At 48.4% G+C, this 22,273-nt stretch carries 20 protein-coding genes and 1 other annotated feature; of the genes, 18 read left to right on the top strand and 2 right to left on the bottom strand.

Translation table 11 applies throughout. From position 1 onward, the window contains the following. Positions 1-3: 3 nt before the first annotated feature. Together hemL and HP570_RS06905 are read left to right on the top strand one after the other, a co-directional pair. Positions 4-1,293 carry a glutamate-1-semialdehyde 2,1-aminomutase gene (hemL, locus tag HP570_RS06910; protein ID WP_142495654.1) on the top strand — a complete coding sequence of 430 codons (1,290 nt, stop codon included), beginning with the start codon at positions 4-6 and terminating at the stop codon, positions 1,291-1,293. A 120-nt stretch (positions 1,294-1,413) separates the two neighbouring features. Further along, positions 1,414-1,890, top strand: a complete 477-nt coding sequence (locus tag HP570_RS06905; RefSeq protein WP_173625264.1) for a GyrI-like domain-containing protein — start codon at positions 1,414-1,416, stop codon at positions 1,888-1,890. 53 nt (positions 1,891-1,943) lie between these two features. On the opposite strand, the gene HP570_RS06900 is transcribed toward HP570_RS06905, so the two are convergent. After that, the gene (locus HP570_RS06900; RefSeq protein ID WP_173625263.1) at positions 1,944-2,621 is read right to left on the bottom strand and encodes an alpha/beta family hydrolase; all 678 of its coding nucleotides are present in this window, start codon (positions 2,619-2,621) and stop codon (positions 1,944-1,946) included. 110 nt (positions 2,622-2,731) lie between these two features. Between HP570_RS06900 and HP570_RS06895 the strand changes: the two genes are divergently transcribed. From HP570_RS06895 to HP570_RS06845, 11 genes are all read left to right on the top strand, one after another. After that, the gene (locus HP570_RS06895; RefSeq protein WP_173625262.1) at positions 2,732-3,523 is read left to right on the top strand and encodes an alpha/beta fold hydrolase; all 792 of its coding nucleotides are present in this window, start codon (positions 2,732-2,734) and stop codon (positions 3,521-3,523) included. A gap of 88 nt (positions 3,524-3,611) precedes the next feature. Next, complete coding sequence (locus tag HP570_RS06890) at positions 3,612-5,489, top strand: bifunctional metallophosphatase/5'-nucleotidase (RefSeq protein ID WP_142495658.1); 1,878 nt, start codon at positions 3,612-3,614, stop codon at positions 5,487-5,489. Between the two features lie 107 nt (positions 5,490-5,596). Beyond that, entirely contained in the window at positions 5,597-5,926 is a 330-nt protein-coding gene (locus HP570_RS06885) for a PadR family transcriptional regulator (RefSeq protein WP_012685531.1), read from the top strand. Then, entirely contained in the window at positions 5,913-6,464 is a 552-nt protein-coding gene (locus HP570_RS06880; protein ID WP_012685532.1) for an HAAS signaling domain-containing protein, read from the top strand. The genes HP570_RS06885 and HP570_RS06880 overlap by 14 nt, the downstream gene beginning before the upstream one ends. 1 nt (position 6,465) lies before the next feature. Beyond that, positions 6,466-7,314, top strand: a complete 849-nt coding sequence (locus tag HP570_RS06875; RefSeq protein WP_173625261.1) for a DUF4097 family beta strand repeat-containing protein — start codon at positions 6,466-6,468, stop codon at positions 7,312-7,314. 138 nt (positions 7,315-7,452) lie between these two features. Next, on the top strand, positions 7,453-8,490 hold the full coding sequence (hemE, locus tag HP570_RS06870) for a uroporphyrinogen decarboxylase (protein ID WP_012685534.1): 1,038 nt from the start codon (positions 7,453-7,455) through the stop codon (positions 8,488-8,490). Between the two features lie 17 nt (positions 8,491-8,507). Beyond that, on the top strand, positions 8,508-9,440 hold the full coding sequence (hemH, locus tag HP570_RS06865) for a ferrochelatase (RefSeq protein WP_173625260.1): 933 nt from the start codon (positions 8,508-8,510) through the stop codon (positions 9,438-9,440). Positions 9,441-9,452: 12 nt separating this feature from the next. Continuing rightward, positions 9,453-10,862 (top strand): protoporphyrinogen oxidase, encoded by a 1,410-nt coding sequence (gene hemY, locus HP570_RS06860; protein WP_173625259.1) that lies wholly within the window; start codon positions 9,453-9,455, stop codon positions 10,860-10,862. Between the two features lie 94 nt (positions 10,863-10,956). Next, entirely contained in the window at positions 10,957-12,456 is a 1,500-nt protein-coding gene (locus HP570_RS06855; protein ID WP_173625258.1) for a LysM peptidoglycan-binding domain-containing protein, read from the top strand. 14 nt (positions 12,457-12,470) lie between these two features. Next, positions 12,471-13,469, top strand: coding sequence for a phosphotransferase (locus HP570_RS06850; protein WP_012685538.1), 999 nt, complete (start codon positions 12,471-12,473; stop codon positions 13,467-13,469). Next, complete coding sequence (locus HP570_RS06845; RefSeq protein ID WP_016739176.1) at positions 13,456-14,451, top strand: protein kinase family protein; 996 nt, start codon at positions 13,456-13,458, stop codon at positions 14,449-14,451. The genes HP570_RS06850 and HP570_RS06845 overlap by 14 nt, the downstream gene beginning before the upstream one ends. 38 nt (positions 14,452-14,489) lie before the next feature. Here HP570_RS06845 and HP570_RS06840 read toward each other — a convergent pair whose 3' ends face one another. Continuing rightward, a complete protein-coding gene (locus HP570_RS06840) occupies positions 14,490-14,672 on the bottom strand; it encodes a hypothetical protein (protein ID WP_026133903.1) in 183 nt (60 codons plus the stop codon). Positions 14,673-14,922: 250 nt separating this feature from the next. Here HP570_RS06840 and HP570_RS06835 point away from each other — a divergent pair, with 250 nt between their 5' ends. The 5 genes from HP570_RS06835 to HP570_RS06815 all read left to right on the top strand — a co-directional run bounded on the left by HP570_RS06835 (position 14,923) and on the right by HP570_RS06815 (position 22,272). Beyond that, a complete protein-coding gene (locus tag HP570_RS06835; protein ID WP_173625257.1) occupies positions 14,923-16,125 on the top strand; it encodes a PP2C family protein-serine/threonine phosphatase in 1,203 nt (400 codons plus the stop codon). 27 nt (positions 16,126-16,152) lie between these two features. Then, on the top strand, positions 16,153-17,391 hold the full coding sequence (locus HP570_RS06830; protein WP_173625256.1) for an ATP-binding protein: 1,239 nt from the start codon (positions 16,153-16,155) through the stop codon (positions 17,389-17,391). Positions 17,392-17,498: 107 nt separating this feature from the next. Further along, complete coding sequence (locus tag HP570_RS06825; protein WP_007726674.1) at positions 17,499-17,825, top strand: STAS domain-containing protein; 327 nt, start codon at positions 17,499-17,501, stop codon at positions 17,823-17,825. A 58-nt stretch (positions 17,826-17,883) separates the two neighbouring features. Further along, positions 17,884-18,125 (top strand) — a binding site (T-box leader). 57 nt (positions 18,126-18,182) lie between these two features. Beyond that, entirely contained in the window at positions 18,183-20,855 is a 2,673-nt protein-coding gene (locus HP570_RS06820) for a valine--tRNA ligase (protein ID WP_012685543.1), read from the top strand. Positions 20,856-20,898: 43 nt separating this feature from the next. Next, positions 20,899-22,272: a bifunctional folylpolyglutamate synthase/dihydrofolate synthase gene (locus tag HP570_RS06815; protein WP_173604948.1), complete on the top strand. Its 1,374-nt coding sequence runs from the start codon at positions 20,899-20,901 to the stop codon at positions 22,270-22,272. Position 22,273: the final 1 nt, after the last annotated feature.

Below are 22,273 nucleotides of genomic sequence, written 5' to 3'. Positions count from 1 at the left end.
GAGATGAATAGAGAAAAATCTACTCAGTTATTTGCAGAAGCACAGCATTACATACCAGGCGGAGTAAACAGTCCGGTTCGTGCGTTTAAGAGCGTAGGAGGCAATCCTGTTTACATCGAAAAAGGAGAAGGCTCCCGCATTTTTGATGTAGATGGAAACAGCTACATTGACTACATCGGCTCGTGGGGTCCGTTGATCTTGGGTCATGCGCACCCGCGTGTCCTTGCAGCGATTACGGAAGTAGCTGCGCTTGGAACCAGCTTTGGTGCACCGACTGAGCGGGAAACAGAAATGGCAAAGCTCGTTTGTGAGATCGTGCCATCTGTCGAAGTCGTGCGCATGGTAAACTCCGGTACAGAGGCGACGATGAGCGCTCTGCGCCTCGCGCGTGGCTATACCCGACGCAACAAAATCATGAAGTTCGAAGGCTGCTACCACGGTCATGCCGACAGCCTGTTGATCAAAGCTGGTTCCGGTGTGGCTACATTAGGACTTCCAGACAGCCCAGGCGTACCAGAAGGAACAGCACACAACACGATTACGGTTCCTTACAATGATCTGGAAAGTGTCAAACTGGCATTTGAAGCGTTTGGCGATGATCTGGCAGCAGTTATTGTGGAGCCAATCGGCGGCAACATGGGGGTTGTTCCTCCACAGCCAGGCTTCCTCGAAGGGCTGCGTGAAATTACGGAGAAACATGGGACACTGCTCATTTTCGATGAAGTCATGACTGGCTTCCGTGTAGCATTGGGCGGTGCACAAGAGCTGTACGGCATTACTCCGGATTTGACAACGATGGGAAAAGTCATCGGCGGTGGCTTGCCAGTAGGTGCATACGGCGGCAAACGGGAGATCATGCAGCAAGTGGCTCCAGCAGGGCCAATCTATCAGGCAGGGACGCTGTCAGGAAATCCTTTGGCGATGGCTGCTGGTTTGACTACCTTGCAAGAGCTCAGCAAACCAGGTGCTTACGAGCGCTTGGAGAAGATGTCCGCTCGTTTGGCTGAAGGCTTGGCTGACAATGCTAAGAAGCTGGGCATTCCGCACACGCTCAATCGCGTAGGCTCCATGGTTTGCCTGTTCTTCACAGAGACGCCGGTGATCAACTATGAAACAGCGAAAACATCCGATCTGGAGCGTTTCTCAGCATACTTTAGCTATCTGCTGGAGGAAGGCGTCATGATCCCGCCGTCCCAGTTTGAGGGTATGTTCGTTTCCTTGGCTCATACGGATGAAGATATCGAACGGACGATTGAAGCAAGCTACCAAGCGATGAAAAAAGCGTTTGAATAAAGAATGAAAAGAAGAAAGCACTTCCTTGCTGATGCGGGAGGTGCTTTTTTTGACTTTTAGCAGGATTTTCCTATCTCCTGTCAAAATACGAAGGAAAATGCCGATGAATGAGGTGGAGAGATGGAAGGGACGATTGTTCACGTACCGCAAAAACATCTGATTGGGCTTAGCTTCTCCGGTTCTTTTCCGATGCTTGTCGAGTACATGCCCAAACTATGGGAGACTTTTTTGAAACGTCAGGATGAGATTCCTCTCGTGATTTCACCAGATGTACGCTACGACATCAGCGACGAGAATCGGACGCACCAAATGTATACCGAGTACATTGTGGTGGAGGTAGAGCGTTTTGAGCATATCCCTGAGGGCATGGTGGGGTTCACCATCCCAGCGAAGACATACGCTCGTTTTACTCACACAGGACCGATGGAACAGGTCCAAAACACATACCACAGTCTGTTTGGCTGGCTCAACGAGAATGGTCATCAAGTGAACGAGCAAGCTCTTCGCATGGAGCGCTACGACCAGCGGTACGTTCCCTCTGTGCATGAGTCTGCTCGCGTCGACAATGCGTATGAAATTTTTATCCCGCTTCGGTAAAAAACAAGTAAACAACACCTACTTTGCACGAGCAAGAGGTGTTGTTTTTGATGTCAATCCATTTGCTTGTCCAAGAAGCGTGCCAGTTCACCCATGACAGACTGAAGCACTTGAAGGGAATCATCGACGCAGAGATCGACATCAAGGGAGTGCTTGGCGTTTTGCGGGAGATGGAGCTGGAGGTTCGGTTTGGATGTGGCAAGCTGATCAACCACATCCTGGTTGTAGTAATGATCGGCAGTACCTGAGACAAGGAATACTTGTTGGGTAAGATTTAGTAACTCCGCATGAAACATGTCCTCAGCCAGCAATGGAGTCAACAGGATAGCTGATGATCGGGCAAAACGAGATTCCTTGAGTAATCCGCATATAATCGGCACCGTACCGAGTGACTTCCCGAGGAAGAAAACTCGTTCATACTCGTGAACATCCAGCACACGTGAAACAACGGTTTGCATCTCCTCGCTAATCCAAGCACTTCGTTCACCGAATGAGCGATTCCATAAATCCGTATTTTCTCGTCCGTAATTTGCATGTACATGGACCAGATCGATCTGTTTGTTCAAAAAAAGCATGGTAGAATAATACAGATACGGCCTGTCGAACGAATAGCTGGCTCCGGGAAAGAAAAAACAGACGGAGCGAGATGGCGTCTGATTTGCCTGAATGTGCGTGTACGTCATTTCTCTGCCGTCCCTGACGATCACGGAACCTGTTTTTGGGTATACCATCTACTAGCTACACCTCTTTCATGTTCTTTGGAACAAGGGTTATTTTCCAATCCTAAGGGTCAGTAGCACTTCTTGACAAGAAGTAAACAAACAATAAAGGAGTATGACTGATGAAAAAGGAAGTCCAACTAAGTAACGGCATCAAAATAGCCTATGTAGAAGAAGGAACGGGGGAATCGCTTGTTTTGATCCACGGTTTTTGCGGGAGCTCAGCTTACTGGCATAAGCTAGTGCCGCTCTTGTCTAAAACGCATCGTGTCATTGCGATCGATTTGCGTGGTCATGGAGACAGCTCGGCGCCTGATGAACCGTATTCGATCGAGCGCTTTGCAGACGATCTGGCTTTGCTTGTAGAGGAGCTTGGTTTAGCGAAGATTCATCTGTTTGGACATTCGCTCGGTGGCTATGTGACCTTGGCATTTGCAAATCAATACGCGGACAAACTGGCGAGCTTTGGCTTGGTCCATTCGACGCCATATCCGGATGACGACGCTGCCAAAGCCAATCGGGATAAAGGCGCAGACAACATCCGCCAAAATGGAATGGAGCCGTTTATCAAAGCCCTCGTACCGAAGCTGTTCGCACCTTCCCATATCGACACGATGAGAGAAGAAGTCCAGCTGGCAAAAGAAATTGGCTTTGCGACGAGCCCGGTTGGAGCCGTCCAAACATTAATCGCTATGCGTGATCGAGTGGATCGCAATCATGTGCTGCAAGAAACGACATTACCTGTGCTATTAGTCGCAGGAACAGAGGATCAGATCATTCCTGCTAAAAAAACTTTTACAGTAGATAAAAATAACGTCGAACAAGTGCTGTTGCCTGATGCTGGGCATATGGGCATGGTTGAATCGCCAGAGAAAATGGCAGAAGCCTTCAAGAGCTTTCTAAACAGAAACTAAACAAATATCACACCATAGTCCTAGCAGATTTTGCTATAATGAAAACGTTATCCTATTTATTTATACATAGACGAGAGGGGAAATTATCATGAAAAAGGCACGTCGGATTACGATGACGGCGTTTGCATCTGTTGTATTTGCATCGCTGATGTCTTCCTCAGCATTTGCAGCACCCTTGCATCCCGTACAGCACGTTGACTGGATGGTGAAAAAGGCAATTGTATCAGCGGGTCAAAATGGCGATCTTGCTTTGGATCGTGCCGTGACTCTCGCAGAAGCGACTGTTGTTTTCTCCAAATTGAAAGAGGTAAAAGTGGGAGCTGCCGCTAAAGGTGCTCATTGGTCTACCCCTTACTTTGACTGGGCAAAGAGCAAAGGTGCTCTTACTCAAGATGACTATAAAAACCCTGCGCAAGCGGTAACATCTGCGAAGCTTACACAAATGGCTGACAAACTGGGCTACAAAGTGAAGCTCGACAACAAGGCGACTGTCACGCGCGGTGAATTTTTCCAGGCATTGGGTGATGCGGCTACCACACATGTAACGATTGCCCATACCAACGATACACACGGTCATATTCAAGAAGACAAGAACCAAAAAGAATTCGGCTTTGCTAAAATCGCAACCTTGCTCAAGGAATGGCGTGCAGAGAACGAAAACTTCTTGCTCTTGGACGCTGGTGATACCTTCCAAGGTACCGTTTTCGTGAACCAATTCAAAGGCGAATCTGTTGTTCCGATCCTCAACAGCCTTGACTACAACGTAATGGCTGCAGGTAACCACGAGTTTGACTTCGGTTATGAGCAACTGCTCAAGCTGCGTGACATGCTCGAGCATCCAGTTATCTCTGCTAACGTATTTAAGTCAGATGGAAAAGAATTGCTGCCACCTGTTTTCAAAGCAGAGATTGGCGGGAAGAAATTCGCCTTTGTTGGTTTCGTAGCGGAAGACACACCTGTATTGACTCACCCTGACAACGTAAAAGGGCTGACATTTAAAAACCCGGTAGAAGTGGCAAAAGCACTTGTACCTGAGCTGAAAAAAGAAGCAGATCACGTGATTGTTGTTTCCCATATCGGCGTGAACGTAGACCGTGAAATCGCGAAAAACGTTCCTGGCATTGACCTGATCGTTGGTGGTCACTCCCATACTCCGCTGAAAGAACCTGAACTCGTAAACGGCACATACATCGTACAAGACTGGGAGTACGGTAAGTCTCTCGGACGCGCTGACCTCTACTACCTCGGAAAAGAACTGGTAGCATTCAGCGGCGGTTTGAAAGAGTACGATGAAGCAGTTGTGGCTGATCCAGATGTAGATAAGATGGTTAAAGAAATCGTGAGCAAAATCGATACGGTTATGAATGTTGTCATTGCGAAATCCGAAGTGCCACTCGATGGTGACCGTGCACTGGTACGTACGAAAGAAACAAACGTTGGTAACCTGATCACAGATATCATGCTGGAGCGCACGAAGTCCATCAAAGGCTATGAGGCAGATGTAGCACTGGCGAACGGCGGTGGAATTCGTACACAGCTGCCAGCAGGCGATATCACGAAAAAAGGTCTGTACACGCTCCTGCCATTCGAGAACAATACACTGGCAGTCGTAGAAGTAACAGGCGAAGAGCTGAAGCAAGCCCTCGAAAACGGCGTGAGCAAGGTAGAAGAGGGAGCAGGACGCTTCCCGCAAGTGAGCGGCATGAGCTTCACGTACAACCCATCCAAGCCAGCTGGTGAGCGCGTAGTAGAAGTAAAAGTTGGCGACAAGCCGCTTGACCTGACGAAAACGTATAAATTGGCAACGATCGACTTCCTGGCAGCAGGTGGAGATGGTTACGAATCGTTGAAAAAGCCATTCTTCAACACAGGCCTGTCCATGTACAGCATTGTGGAGGAAGGTCTGGTCAAGCGTAAAACTGTCAATCCAAAAGTAGAAGACCGCATTGTTGAAGTGAAAAAATAAGGTCTGACCGGACAGGGGTGGAGAAAAACCTCCCTGTCCGTCTTTTATTATGAAGTACCTTGCAATATAGAGTAGCCATTTGGTAAGCTTTTACATGGGTGATGTTGATGAACGTACAGTTTAAAAAAGGGGTTCTGGAGCTGTGTGTTCTCGTCTTGACAGCTAAGCAGGACAGATACGGATACGAACTAGTTGCGAGCATCTCTGAAAAATTCCATATCTCTGAAGGAACAGTTTACCCCTTGCTTCGCCGATTGACCCAGGAAGGATTTTTTACGACCTATTTGGCGGAATCACAAGAGGGACCCCCACGGAAATATTACCAGCTGACAAATCGCGGACGTCAATACATGAATGACCTTATCTTGGAGTGGCGAATATTTAACCGCGGGGTAAATGAGATCATAGAGGAGGGACTCGGATATGACAAGGCGTGAGTTTATGGATGAGTTAAATGCATTACTTAGCGCTTTGCCCGATAAAGAACGCTTAGACATCCTTGCCGATTATACAGAGCATTTTCTCTCGGGTATGAATCAAGGGAAGACGGAGCACGAAATTGCGGAAGGATTGGGAAGTCCGAAGCTAGTGGCACGCGAGCTTTTGGCTGGCTACCGAATTGATCAAGCTCAGTCCACTGCATCGGTAGGGAATATGACGAGAGCGATTGTCGCGACGATCAGCTTGGGTTTTTTCAATCTCGTCTTTGTTTTGGGGCCATTTCTAGGCCTGATCGGTATACTGATGGGGTTGTATGCGATGACTGCGGCACTGTTGGTCGCGCCAGTCGGAATATTCCTGGATTACGGGATTCCTGCTCCATCTCAAGAGCGACTTTTCTTGTTATTCTCAAGCATGGTTTCCGTAGGCTTGGGGGGTATGCTTGCCATCGGCTTGCTGCGATTGACAAAATGGCTGTATCGCCAGTTCTTGCGTTATCTCCAGTTCAACGTAAAGATGATCAGGGGGAAATAAGATGCGAAATTTAGGGAAAAGACTCTTTGGCATAAGTCTTCTTTTATTCATCATCGGTGTATGTGGAATCATCTGGCTCTTTACAAAGCAAGAAAATTTCTCCTTTTCGTTAAAACAAGTGAATGAAGAGCGCGTGATCGAACAAGAGGTTAAAGCGATTGAGGTGCGGACGGAAGCATCTGATGTGGAAATCTTGGCAAGCAAGCAATCAAAAGCGAGCGTACGGATGGTCGGGGAAGTATCTGAACAACAACAGGAGCGACTGGAGTTTCGGAGTGTAATCTCACCAGATGGTACGCTGCTCGTAGAACTGCGTGAACGTCCTCACGTCAATATGTTTTACCCTCGCAATGGGAAGGTAAAGCTGGAGCTCTTCCTGCCGGAAAAGGTGTATGAAAACGTCCAGCTTGAAACGATGACAGGGGATATCAAGAGTGGAATGCTGCATGCAAAGAACACGAAAATATCCACCGGCAATGGAGATGTGAACGTGTCGGGTTATGAAGGAGAAGCGCTTGACGTCCAGACAGCTACAGGAGATATCAATTTGGCGAATGTTCGCTCGGCCGTTGCCATTGTAAGCTCTACTGGCGAGATTGATAAACTGACAATGCCAGAGCTGACCCATGACGTTTCCATCCGAACGGATACGGGGGATATTCGAGTGACGGTAGCCAAGGAGCCTATTGCAGCACAGCTGGATGTGACGACAGATACAGGTTCCATCGAAACCACCTGGTCGAACCTTACCTATGAAAAAGACGAGGAATACAGAGTGAAGGCATCGGTTGGATCGGGTGGACCCAAAATGACTGTACGAAGTTCTACTGGGGACGTTCGCATTCAATAGGAGAAGTTTGGAAACAATGGTGGATAGGATTGGAAACGGAAGAAACGAAAAGATTTTGACACAAAAGAGACATTCCTTGTCGAATGACGAATGGTATCATATTGAAGGAAACATAATTGTGCAAAGCGAGGTTTATTCATGACCGCAAAAACTTTTAACGATACGTTTTTGAAAGCATGTCGCGGTGAAGCGACAGAGCATGTTCCGGTTTGGTACATGCGTCAGGCGGGGCGTTATCAGCCAGAATACCGCGCCATCCGCGCGAAGCATAGCTTTTTTGAAATGAATTACATACCGGAAGTTTGTGCGGAAGTGACACGTCTGCCCGTTGAGCAACTGGGTGTTGACGCTGCAATCTTGTTTGCAGACATCATGACGCCACTAAAACCGATTGGCGTAGATGTGAATATCGAATCGGGGATTGGTCCTGTAATCGCAAACCCAATCGAATCCTTGAAGGATGTTGAGCGTCTGCTTGAGCTCGATCCGGAAACACATGTGCCGTACATACTTGAATCCATTAAGATCTTGCGTCAGCAATTATCTGTTCCATTAATCGGTTTCGCAGGGGCACCATTTACACTGGCTAGCTATTTGATCGAAGGCGGCCCTTCCAAGCACTATCATAAGACAAAAGCATTCATGTATACCGAGCCAGTTGCTTGGCAGGCGCTGATGGAAAAACTGGGCGATATGACGATTACCTACCTCAAAGCGCAAATTAAAGCAGGTGCGCAAGCTGTTCAAGTATTTGATTCGTGGGTCGGTGCATTGAATGACGAAGATTACCGCGAGTACATTACACCAGTCATGACCCGTATCTTCAACGCACTAAAAGATACTGGTGTGCCAACGATCTATTTTGGTATCGGCGCTGGTCATCTTTTGATGGATTGGAACCGCTTGCCTGTTGATGTGGTTGGTCTGGACTGGCGTACTTCGATTACAACTGCTCGTGAAATGGGTGTGACGAAGACGCTGCAAGGCAATTTGGATCCAACGCTTCTACTGGCCCCGTGGGAAAAGCTCGAAGCAAAGGCGAAGGAAATTTTGGATGAGGGCACAAAACAGCCAGGCTTCATTTTCAATCTGGGACACGGTGTATTCCCAGACGCTAAAGTAGAAACGCTGCAACAACTCACGAAGTTCATCCATCGTTACAAAAGGGACATCTAATCAGGAGGGGCGCTTACATGTCAAAGCAGAAGATTGGACTCTTGTTAATGGCGTATGGAACGCCACGCAGTCCTGAACAGATTGAACCATACTATACGCACATTCGCCGTGGTCGTAAGCCACCACAAGAACTGCTCGATGATTTGATGGCGCGTTACGAGGCTGTAGATGGATTGAATCGATTTGCAGACATTACAGATGAGCAAGTGCGCGCGCTCGAGCAGGAAATGAACAAACGCTACCCAGACCGTGAATTTGTAGGGTACCTTGGTTTGAAGCATATCGCTCCGTTTGTCGAAGACGCAGTAGAGCAAATGAAACGCGATGGAATTACGGAAGCGATCAGTCTTGTTCTGGCGCCTCATTATTCCAGCTACAGCGTCAAAGAATACAATGGACGAGCACAAGAGCATTCCGCTGCAATTGGCGGCCCTGTTATCCACAGCATTGAGAGCTGGTATCTGGAACCAGGCTTCATCGGATATTGGGCGGACGCTATTCAAGAGACGTTTGCCGCGATGACGGATGAAGAGCGTGGACAAGCAGTCGTAATCTTCTCCGCTCACAGCCTGCCAGAAAAAATCTTGAAGTCAGGTGATCCGTACCCAATGCAACTGGAAGAGACAGCAAAGCTCATTGCCGAGCAAGCAGGGATCACTTCCTATGCAATCGGATGGCAAAGCGCAGGAAATACACCTGATCCGTGGTTGGGACCAGATGTACAGGATTTGACCAGAGAGCTGTACGAAGCAAAAGGCTACCAAGCATTTGTTTACTGTCCGGTTGGATTTGTTGCGGAGCATTTGGAAGTTCTGTTTGATAATGATGTGGAATGCAAAGCGGTTACAGATGAGCTAGGGGTACATTACTATCGTCCAGCGATGCCTAACGCCAGAGCTGCGTTCATTTCCTGTCTGGCTGATGCAGTCGGAAAGAAGCTGGCGAATTAGGGGATCGATCATATGAGCGATAATACCTATCATATTACAATTATAGGCGGCGGCATAACAGGGTTGGCCGCTGCTTTTTACTTACAAAAGGAAATCGAAGCAAAAGGCTTGCCCATCCGTTTTCGACTGCTTGAAGAGCAGGGACGACTTGGTGGGAAAATTAAGACATGGCGTCACGAAGGATTTGTCATTGAGCAAGGTCCCGATTCGTTTCTCGAGCGGAAGACAAGCGCGGCTGAGCTGGCAGTGGACTTGGGGCTTGGGGATGATCTCGTTCGCAACAGTACAGGCCAAGCTTATATTTGGCATCAGGATCGCCTAAAGGCTATACCAGAAGGAGCGGTCATGGGTGTACCGACAAAGGTCATGCCTTTTGTCACGACCGATCTCATTTCTTGGCCGGGCAAGCTTCGGGCTGCTTTGGATCTCGTTCTTCCTGCCTCAAAAGGAGGCGGCGATATCTCCGTGGGTGACTTTTTTCGGCGTAGGCTAGGTAATGAAGTTATTGATAATCTTATAGCGCCCTTATTGTCCGGTGTCTACTCAGGGGATCTCGACAATCTCAGCTTGCTTTCGAGTTTTCCTCAATTCGCTAAAATGGAAGAGCAGCATCGCAGCTTGATTGTAGCGATGAAGCATTCGCGCCCGCAAGCAAAAACGCAGGGAAAGCCAAAAGGCATCTTCCTGACGTTGAAAAACGGCTTGCAGTCTTTTGTTGAGGCAATCGAGAAGAGCTTGCCTGAAGAAGTCATCTCGAAGAATACTGGTGTCAAAGAACTGGTGAAACGGCCAGACGGGAAGTACACCTTGGTATTGAAAAATGGAGAAACGCTAGAGACGGATACGGTGCTGTTTACCATACCACATGCTGTGGCAGAGCCATTGTTCCGTCCGTATGTACAAGTTCCTACCTTGCCACAAGCGAAGCCGCATATGGTGGCAACCATCGCGATGGCGTTTCCAGAGTCAGCCATTGATTTAGGGATGGAAGGGACAGGATTTATTGTACCGCGGAATTCTGGCGCAAAAATTACGGCGTGTACGTGGGCTCATCGCAAATGGCCGCATACGACGCCGAAAAACAAAGCCTTGCTGCGTAGCTTTATAGGGAGAGCAGGAGAGCAATCCTTCATGGAGCAGACGGACGAGGAAATTTTGGAGGTTGTCCTCCGCGATCTGCGCAAGATCATGACGATTCGAGCAGAGCCGGATTTTTATAATGTATCACGCTTGCAAAATGCCATTCCATATGTTGTTGGACATCAGGCTTGGGTGCAGGATGTGAACAATCAATTAAAAGAAAAACTCCCTGGTGTTATCGTGGCAGGTGCGTCGTACAGTGGCGTAGGTGTACCAGATTGTATTGATCAGGGGAAAAAAGCAATAGCAGAATGGATAGCGTCAGTAAAACCGGGGAGATAGATAACCCCGGTTTTTCCTTTTTTTTCGGTGCTAAACGGCTCGTCCTGTCCATATAGTATAGGGAAATGTCCTGCACTTGAAAGGAGGAGCACGAATGGCATTACAGGATGGGCAACTCTCTTTTGCCATCAAGGAGACCATTTTCCTCTCATCCGATAGAGCTGGAATAGGTGAATTGCAAGAGCTGGAATTGGTTCCAGATGTGGAGGTGCTGGAAAACGATTCCTACATCTCGATCACGGGTTGCTTGCAATTAGTAGGGAAGTACGAGCCAATCAGGGAAGCCGCAGAAGCAACAGGCGGCGAAGGAGAATCGCTGGTTGAGGCCATGACTTTTACTCCCTTTCGCCAGGAAGCATCGGATCAAGCCTTTTATGGCTGGGAGGAACAGATCGGTCATCGCATTCCGTTGAATATCACCATTCCATTGGATCGGATTACGGAGATCGGCGACATCTACGCGATTGTGGACAGCTTTGACTACAAACTGGAATCACCACATCAAATGCTAATCGATGCCGATCTGAAGATTTTAGGGATAGTCCTTGGGAATCGAAATGAACAAGCAGAGCAAATCGAAACGCAGGCTGCCGGTCCAGACCAAGAAGCATGGGAATACACCTTCGCTGCTGGGGATGATGGGCAAGAATATACGGAGCAGACGTCCCTCGATGACATTGATCAAAAGCTGAGTGCGCTGGAGGAGGAATTGGAGCGGCAGGCATTGCCAGCATCCTATGAATCAACCGAATCTCCTTCCATGTTCGATACCCCGGCTATTGCTCAATCCAATGAAGATGAATACTACGAGCAATATGGGGATGTACTGGAAGTGGCTCAGCCCGATCCACCAGAGTCTTGGGAGACTGCTCCGATTTCGTATGACTTCGATTCCCAACAAACTGCTTTGTACGATTCTTCTGACTCCTATTCCGAGCAGCCGGTATTGGCAGATGAGCAAGAACAGATGAGAGAAATAGCCGAAAAAGAACAAGGACATGAGGAGCCAATACTGGCTCTACACGATCAACAGGCAATCGGATACCAACCAGTTTCTAATGAACCTACTGGCTCATCAGTCGAAGCAGAGTCACAGGAAGCTGTGCAAGAAGCGGTGGAAGCTAGTGTAGTATCTGAGCCAGAACCTGAGCAAGAAGCAGAACCAGTCGTTGCAGAAGCAGTCGTAGCAGAACCAGAGGCTGCCGCGGAAGATGTAGAAGTACGAGTGGCGATTTCAGGGAAACCCTCCAAGGAAGAAAAAAGTAGCGTGAACATTACTTCCATCTTCTCTCAAGCGAGTCGTGCTAAACAGGAAGCGATGGCGCAGGAGGCGGAATCTTCATCTAGCTCTTCACGATATGGGTCTGCGGCGAATGCCAGCCCTTCTACGGTGGAGGCCATGCAGAATCTCACATCGTTTGTCCGGAAAAAAGAAGAGCGCTCCAGTCAGCTGAAAATGTGCATTATTCAGCGCGATGAGACGTTAGAGCATATTTCACAGCGATACTCCTTGCCAGTTTCCAAAATCGTGGAAGTAAACCGATTAACTTCTGAGCAGCTCGTAGCAGGGCAGATTCTGTACATCCCACAATAGAGGAGTGGGGGACCGTGGATAAAATTGATCTCTCCGAGGTTTGCCAGCAATATCGAGCCCGCGTAATCCGGATTACGCCCCTTGATGATTGCTATTTATTGGAGACAAACCGGGGCCCCAAAGAACTCCACGTTTGGCCGCGTGTAGATGTGATGCGCTGGTCGTTTGCCTGGCGCGAACGACTGGCTCGTCAGGGGTTTCGAGAAGTGGAGCGGTTTATTCGGACGAGAGACACCAAGCCATTTTTGATTTTGGGCAAACGCGGTGTTACCATGACGGACCACCACAGACAAATCGAAGACTATCAGCCTGGCCAGGACACTGCGAGGCAATGCGGACGGGTGATCGCGATGATGCATCAGTCTCAGCAGGAGAGTCCTTTACTGTCCGGAAGTGATTTGCTCAAGCAGGAAAAGCAGCAAGTAGAAGAAAAAGGAAGACGTGCCAAAGAGCTGGTCGAATCATTTCGAGCCAAATATGAGAGGAATTCTAAGGAAAATCGTTGGGTTTCGGAACTCATGACCCCTATGCTGCAAAGAATGGACCGTTCCGCTACGATGTTGGCCCATGAGCGAATTACCACGGAGGCAGTCGCTGTATCCCATCGGGACCTTTTGCGTAACAACTGGGGATTGATAAACGGGAAGCTGTACTTGAGAGGCTTCTTCAGACCGGTCATATCAGTCCAGCAACGCGACGTTGCCACCTTTTTGCGCGATCATTTTTTAACCCATAAGGATTTGAAGCAGATAGACGCTTTTTTTGACGGCTATGAAGAAATCAAGCCCCTTACCTATGGAAATTATTCGTTGATACTAGCCTTTATGGCTCGTCCCCGTGAACTGTACAGGGGTATCGAATCCTACGTGAAACGTGTATCACTGAATCAAGAAGCGTCGATCGCTGGTATTGAGCACGCCTTGCAGAGCCAACAATCTGTTGACTTGCTACTTCGACATATTGCAGAGCGGGCCGAGCGTTCGAGGAGGGAGGGAGTCTATGAGTCGGTATGATGACATTGCTCCTTTGTTCAAAGAGTATGACATGTATGCCCAGAGCATTGACGTTTTAAAGGAGCCAAATGTTTTTAAGGCGACGACTCCCTACGGCTCCTTCGTATGCAAACGAGCGCAAGTACCCGCGCAACGTCTTGTTTTCGTCAGCGATATGCTGCGCCAATTGCAGCACCGCGGATGGGATGGGGCTGTTCCTTTTACGTATACGAAATACGATGATCCTTTTGTTCAACAGGGTAGCACTGCCTATTATGTAACCCCCTGGCAGCCAGGGAGTGAGGAATGGGCCGAGCAACCCTTGTCTTGGGCGCCCCCTGCCTTGGAACGTTTGGCGGAGCTTCATCATTTGACACAAAACTATCGCTACGATGACCCTAGACAGGTAGAGCCGCTTGTCGACTCCTTGCTGAACCGCTGGCAATATTGGCAAGAACAAATGAATAAGGCGGCAACTCTTGCGCAGGAGCGCAAATACCCTTCTCCTTTTGATCTGGTGTTTTTGGCAAATAAGGAGTTTATTGAGGAAATGGCCCAAACAGCGACAGACTTATTGACCGATTGGCGAGAACGTCATGAGACACATGCTCATTTTCGCTTATCGTTGATCCATGGTAACCCGAATCCAGAGCATGTTGTGCCAGATCGATCGGGAAAAGGACGGCTGCTTAATTTTGATCGTGCCAGTTTTGATACACCAGTACGCGATTTGACGCTGTTTTATCGCACTTATTTTCAAATGGCGGGCGATGAGGTTGGGGCTTCTCAACTATTCCATCGCTACGCCGAGATATTTCCGCTGCAACCGGAAGAAATTGAACTGATGGCTTCGTTTCTGTCCTATCCGGAGAGGATCATGAGGGACCTGGATATTTACTATCATCATCCCCGCGAGTGGAGCGAGCTTTACGCTGTCCAACGTTTTGAAAAAGATATGGACCGCCTGATGCGCCTGCATCGTTGGGTCCAGCAAGCCTTTTAATGAGCAACGTCTCACCGCGTGGGGCGTTGTTTTTCTTTTTATAACCATTCAAGAGAGATGGCAACATAGAGCATGGCCAGCAAACCAAGAAGGATGACATCAAAAGAGGTAGGAAACACAACCGTTCGGACAAACTGAAAAACCAACAGCGGAAAGAGAACCTGTTTGCATCCGTATTTGATCCGTAAATACGTGGGGTTATACTTCCAACGAAAATTCATCACAATCACCTCATTCCAGCATATGCGCGTTAACTTTGGACAGTGTCTACAACCTTGAACAAACGCCTAAAACATTTTCGTGGAAAGTAGATAGTGGTTTGAATGGCGCCTGAAAAGGGAAGGTGTAGGGCAGGAAGGCTAGGACGAAACGAATAAAGGTGATCATAATGTTTTTGAAAATTGCCAAAACCCTTTGCGCAATTCCCGAAAGAAAGAATTATGCTAAAGTGTGTATGGGAGTGGCCCAGGGATGAATCAGCAATTGGTCAAACTAATGGAATTGAAACAAAATTATGAGTATCTGGTGATGACCAGCAATGAGCAAAGCAAGCGCCAGGTCAATTACGAGAGTCTCATGCCATTTATAGAAGAGTTGGTCGATACGTGGTTCGTGAAAATGGACAAGCCCTGCTTCCTGTCGATCTCGTTTGAATCGGCTTTAGGTTTTGTCTATTTTCGAATCGAGCGTGGGAACAAAGAGAGCGCAAAAGTGCAGCGCGAAGTAGAGGAGCGCATTGTTGTCTCGGAACAGTGTGATACCGCTCAAACACCGCGTTATGTCCGTTTGTTCGCCCAGAGTAACGTCAACGACCGTGAGCTAAAGGAACTGGAGAAATCTTTTTATGGGTTACTCCTCGTAAACATCCGGGCGTTGATTCTCAGATGTCAACAGGACCAGTCATCAGGACAGCGAGAAATTGAGATGGAGATGAAGCTGGCTAGGCGCATGCAGTCGATGCTCATTCCCACAGAAGAATTGCAGTTGACCAGTTTGCGAACAAGAACGGTTTACGTACCAGTCGATTATGTCGGCGGAGATTACATCGATTATCGACAAATTAATGATCGCTACACTTGTTTTATCATTGCGGATGTGTCTGGTCACGGTTTTTTGGCCAGTATTTGGGCAACGGGGATTAGGATTGCTGTACGGCAGGTGTTGCAGTCCAGCTATTTGCCGGATGAGATTTTGGAAAAACTCAATCAGTTGCTTTATGCAGATTTGGTGAAAACCCGTTCTTACATTACGATGCTGGTTGCTGTCTATGATGAGGTGGAACACAAAATTCGATTTAGCAGGGCAGGACATCCTCAGCCTTTTTATTTGTCCAAATCGAATCCAACCGTATTAGGTTGCAAGGGTGGGGTAGGCCTAGGGCTTTCGCCCGATAGCACGTACCAAATGGAGGAGGTACCCTTAGAAGAAGAGGGTATGCTATTACTCTACACAGATGGTCTGATTGATACAGGGAGAAAAGATGTGTTTCGAGGAAGCAGGCATTGGCTAGAAGAACTAACCTCCTTATTACATATGCCTGGTGACAATAAGCAGGAGTCGATGGATCGAGTTGAGTCCTACTTAATGGAGATAACACAGCAGCGACAACAAACGGATGATATTTCTGTGTTGATTCTTCAATTTGAGCCTGAAGAGAGTATAGCCCTCGTGTAGTTGCGTCAGTGAATAGGAGGATGAACTGTGATTTTGTGTGAGCGTTGTCCGGACAATCCCACTTGTGATAATTGCCTTGTCGCGCTACGTTCTGGCGGTGCAGCGAATAAAGTCGTTCCGCCCCGCACTGTTAAGGTGACGAACCTAGCAACGATGGAATCGTACCAGGCGAAGCTGGTAGCAGTGAGTCGGACGACCATTGGGTTAAGCAGTTCTGATCATGATTTGCACGGACGCATAGAAATAGAGCTCGCCTATGATTTCCGAATTATCGGTAGCGGATTGCGTGGTATAGCAGGTGATCCTTACCACATTATCGATATCGAAAAGGTTTTGCGACGGGAAGATGTCCTGGAGCGATTGCTTCTGGAAGAATTTCACACGTGGCACATGAGTGGCGAATTGGACCCTACAGACGTCTTGTTACATTGGAAGGATCGAGACGACGAGCGGGGGCGATTAATCAAACAAGAGATTCAAAAGCTATCGATACTGCGTCAGATCGAGACCATTTTCCTCTATCTTTACGATGAAGGGGAAGTGCGTCCGCTGGGTGACGCTCGTGCAAGTGTGGAAGTAGAGCGAGAAATGCAACGCCTGGTCGAAGAGGCGGCGGGAACGGGCGGACCTGTGAGGGAGCAAATTGTCACCTCGGATGGTACAAAGGTGTTTGATTTATACACATCTGTATTGCCAGATCGGACCTGTGGAATCGCCTTGATTGATGTCACCGCCGTCATTGCAGAAGAACGAAAACGCAAAAGACGGGAATGGGAGATCTACAAAGATATTCTGGGTGTGGTCACGGAAGGTAAGCTGTTGTTGCTAAGTGATGAAGAATTATTTTTCTTGCTCCGGGAAGGGCATAAGCTCTTGGCGATCGACATCCGTTTACCGGAGCAGCTTGCAGAACTGCGTAAATTGTTCAAGCAGGCCTTGGAACCACAAGGCATTTCTGATAAACGATTGCTGCAGTTTCTCGTTGCGGTCAACGAAGCTGCTTCGAATACGTTGAAGCACGGAGATGGCGGTGTGGTCACGTTATACTTGTCGAGCGACAGGCAGATGTGCCGGGCTGTGATCCATGATGAAGGCCAAGGAATTTTGCTCGAGGATATTCCGCGTGCTACCTTACAGCAAGGATTTTCTACACGCCACTCACTTGGAGCCGGCTTTCACGTGATCCTGCAATACTGTGATCGCGTATATTTGAGCAGCTCGCTGGCGGGTACAAAGCTTATTTTAGAATGTAACCTTTCGCGTTAAGCAACGATTTCCAAAAAGCCAAATGTTTGCAAGTGAATGAAAATGGGTAATATAGTAAAAGGACGAGCAGATTGGGTGTACCGATACCTATTGAGAGGAGTTTGAGCATGGACTACCGCGCAACAGAGGCGAACGGACAAGCTACATTGTTTTTCGTCGGAGAGTTGGACATGGCTGTAGGAGATCGAGTGGGTGAATTGCTCCAGCAGTATGGAGGGCGAAATCAATCCGTTACCGTCGATTTTCAAGGTGTCTCCTTTGTAGATTCTTCCGGTATTGGAAGCCTGTTTTTTACCACGAAAGAACTGTTGGCCATGGGCAAGCAGGTAGAAATCGTCAATGTCCGAGAAGAAATTCTCGATATTTTGGGCGTTCTCGGTTTTACCGAAGCACTGGGCATTGCAGTTGGAAAAGTGGGCGAAACCCGGGTTTGACGCCAAACAGCGTGATTGTATATAATAGTGAAAGCTAACAATAAGACAACTACATACGATATGAACGATGAGTGGGAAGAGTAAGTCAGGACGCCTTGGCAGAGAGGAGAATCAGTAGCTGCGAGATTCTCTAAGGTCATGAATGGCTGAAGGTCGCCCAGGAGTTTTTTCGGTGAAAGCATGTGCCTAGCCGAGACCGGTTCGCAACCGTTATCTTGTCAGAGTGAACACGCCATAAGCATGACGTTTATCGTGTGTTAACAAAGGTGGTACCGCGAAAATAATCCTTTCGTCCTTTGCGATGAAGGGTTTTTTTATTTTTTGCAAAGCAAGCCATGCTAATAGGAGGAGTCGTACATGTCTACACAGCCAACAACCGACATCGACCAATTGCTGCCGAAAAACTATGATCCAAAAGCAGCAGAGAACAAATGGTATCCGTATTGGATCGAAAAACAATTTTTCAAGGCAGAACGTGACCCGAATAAACGTCCGTTTACGATTGTTATTCCACCGCCGAACGTTACTGGCAAATTGCATTTGGGCCACGCACTGGATACGACGTTGCAAGATATCATTACACGTACCAAGCGTATGCAAGGCTACAGCGCCTTGTTCTTGCCAGGTATGGACCACGCCGGTATCGCAACACAAGCGCGTGTAGAGGCTACCTTGCGAGAAGAAGGCATCTCTCGTCATGACCTGGGCCGCGAAAAATTCGTGGAAAAGGTATGGGAGTGGAAGCATATTTACGCTTCGCATATTCGTGAGCAGTGGGAAAAACTCGGTCTTGCTCTGGATTACTCCCGCGAGCGTTTTACCATGGATGAGGGCTTGTCCCAAGCTGTACGCGAAGTATTTGTTCGCTTGTACGAAAAAGGCTTGATCTATCGCGGCAATCGCATCATTAACTGGGACCCTGCAGCCCGCACGGCTTTGTCCGATATTGAAGTAATCTACAAGGAAGTAAAAGGTGCGCTGCATCACATGCGTTACCCATTGGCGGATGGCACCGGTTATATCGAAGTAGCTACAACCCGTCCTGAAACAATGCTAGGTGATACGGCTGTAGCGGTACATCCGGAAGATGAGCGTTACAAGGACATGATCGGCAAAACCGTGATTTTGCCAATCGTAGGACGCGAAATTCCAATCGTAGCAGATGACTACGTTGATCCTGAGTTTGGGTCTGGCGCTGTAAAAATTACGCCAGCACACGATCCGAATGACTTTGAATTGGGTCTTCGTCATCAGTTGCCACAAATCGTTGTCATGGATGAGACGGGCACGATGAACGAGCTGGCCGGTATCTACAAAGGCTTGGATCGCTTTGCATGCCGCAAGCAAATCATCAAAGACTTAACGGAGCAAGGCGTTATGTTCAAGGTTGAGGAGCATATTCATCAGGTTGGACATAGTGAGCGCAGCGATGCAGTCGTAGAACCATACCTTTCTACCCAATGGTTCGTAAAAATGCAGCCATTGGCTGACGAAGCACTGGCTAATGCAAATAGCCCTGAGAGTGTGAAGTTTGTCCCAGAGCGCTTCAAGACGAACTACCTGCGTTGGATTGAAAACATCCGCGACTGGTGCATCTCCCGTCAGCTTTGGTGGGGTCACCGAATTCCTGCATGGTATTGCGGAGATTGTAACGAAACGATTGTATCTCGCGCGGATGTGACTGAGTGCCCAAGCTGCCACAGCCACAAGCTGGAGCAGGACAACGACGTTCTCGATACATGGTTCTCCTCTGGTTTGTGGCCGTTCTCGACGCTGGGCTGGCCAGAAGAATCCGAGGACATGAAGTACTTCTATCCAACGAATGTCCTGGTAACAGGCTACGATATCATCTTCTTCTGGGTAGCTCGTATGATGTTCTCAGGTCTTGAATTTACCGGGAAAAGTCCGTTTGAATCCGTTTTGATCCACGGCATTATTCGCGACTCCGAAGGCCGCAAAATGTCCAAATCACTCGGCAACGGTGTCGATCCGATGGAAGTAATCGAGAAGTACGGAGCGGACGCGCTGCGATACACACTGGCGACAGGGAACTCTCCAGGGAATGACCAACGCTTCTATTGGGAAAAGGTGGAGGCAAATCGCAACTTCGCAAACAAGATTTGGAACGCGTCCCGTTTTGCCTTGATGAACCTGACTGACTTTAAATACGAGGAAATCGATTTGAGCGGTGAGCTGTCTACACCAGACAAATGGATTCTCTCCCGCCTGCAAGCAACAATTGCAGATGTAACCCGTCTGTCTGATGCATTTGAATTCGGTGAATCTGGCCGTGTGCTTTACAACTTCATTTGGGATGACTTGTGTGACTGGTATATCGAGATGGCGAAGCTGCCATTGTACGGTACCGATGAAGCGGCGAAGAAAACCACCCAATCCGTTCTGGTAACGGTTCTGGATCAAACGCTCAAGCTGTTGCATCCGTTCATGCCGTTCATCACGGAAGAAATTTGGCAGGCATTGCCGCACCAAGGCGAGAGCATTACAGTAGCACCTTGGCCAACCGTTAACGAGCAATGGATGTTTGCTGAAGCAGAAAGCGAAATGAACCAGTTGATGGATATCATCCGCAGCGTACGCAACATCCGCGCTGAAGTAAACGTACCGATGTCCAAGAAAATTGAGCTCTTGATCAAGCCAAGCGATGCACTGTCCGCTGAGCGACTGACACGCGGTGAGCAGTATCTCACTCGTTTCTGCAACCCTGAGCGTCTGGAAATCAGCCTGGATCTAGCTACGCCTGATAAAGCGATGTCTTCCGTAATCACGGGAGCAGAACTGTTCCTTCCACTGGCGGGCTTGATCGATATCGAGCAAGAGCTGAAGCGCCTGGAAAAAGAAGTGGCGACACTCAACGGCGAAGTGGAGCGCATTGAGAAAAAGCTTAACAATGCTGGATTTATGGCCAAGGCACCTGAAAAAGTAGTCGAAGAGGAAAAAGCGAAGATGGCAGACTACATGGATAAGCGGGATAAGGTGATTGCACGACTTGCTGAATTGAAGGGCGAATGATCCGCCATACCATCGCATATTTTTGAGAATGGAGCATTGTGGTATGCATGCAGAAGAAGGGTTTGTAGAATACACCCAAGCGCTCGACTGGCTGCATGGACTACTCAGGTTCGGTCAACGGCCGGGGCTTGAGAGAATGCAGTGGGTTTTGGAGCAGGTAGGACATCCTGAGCGGAGAATCCCGTTTATTCATGTGGCTGGCACCAATGGAAAAGGTTCAACCTGCGCATTCCTGACGCAAATGCTGATGGAAGCCGGATATAGTGTAGGTACATTTACCTCCCCCTATTTGGTGGATTTCCGTGAACGCATCCGTTATAACGGCAGCATGATCGCGGAAGAAGATCTATTGCAGCTGGTGAATGAAGTTAAGGTGTGGGTGCAACGATGCGAACAAGAAACAGAGTATGGTTCCCCTACCGAATTTGAAGTGATTACGCTGATCGCCATTCTTTATTTTTCAAGAGTGGCGAGACCAGCGGTAGTCGTTTGGGAAACAGGACTAGGCGGGCGATTGGATTCGACGAACGTCGTCCTTCCGCTTGTTTCAGTCATCACGAATATCGGCATGGACCATACACAAGTGCTGGGAGAAAGCTTGGAAGATATTGCCCGGGAAAAAGCGGGGATTATCAAGCCGGGTGTTCCTGTAGTCACAGGTGAGGTTAGGCCGGAACTTCTCGCGGTTTTTGAGGAGCGCGCGAGACAAATGAAGAGTACGCTGTATCATATAGGTGAACATTTCCAGGCAGAGCAGGTAGAGGAGCAGCTGGGTGATCAACAGTTTCGTTACAAAAGCATTCACCGTCGTGCGGAAGCATCCTACCGTCTTACCATGAATGGCATTCACCAAACAACCAATGCAGCCGTTGCTTTAATGACTATCGATGTCCTGCGAAATTACTTCTCTTTCTTGCTGGAGGAAGAAGAAATATCTCGTGGTTTGCAACAAACGCGTTGGCCTGGTCGTCTAGAAGTCATCTCTCCAAGACCAATGGTTATCTTGGATGGGGCACACAATCAGGAAGGAATGGAGGCGCTTGTAAGCAGTCTGGATCGGTTGTTGCCGGACGGAGTACAGTTGCATTTGCTCTTTTCTGGATTGGCAGATAAGCCGCTCGCCAAAATGGCAGAGTCGCTCGCACCAGTTAAGTCAAAAATCAAAAAGCTGCATGTGACAACCTTTGATTTTCCGCGTGCAGCCGAAGCCAATAGCTTACAAGAGTCGTTTTTAGCCGGAGGCTGGGAGCAAGAGTTTCTCGATGCAGTCCCAGACTGGCGGGCGTTTCTCCTTTCTTGGATGCGGGAGAAGCAATTAGCGAAGGCGGATGACTGGCTGGTCGTCTGCGGTTCGCTCTACTTCATCGCCCAAGTACGCGCATTCTTTCCCACTATAGTAGAAGAGGCAGGTGAATAGG

It is taken from the genome of Brevibacillus sp. RS1.1 (assembly GCF_013284365.1).
GTDB lineage: Bacteria > Bacillota > Bacilli > Brevibacillales > Brevibacillaceae > Brevibacillus > Brevibacillus brevis_D.
Note: the sequence above shows the minus strand (reverse complement) of the source record. Positions and strands in the feature narration are given on the sequence as shown.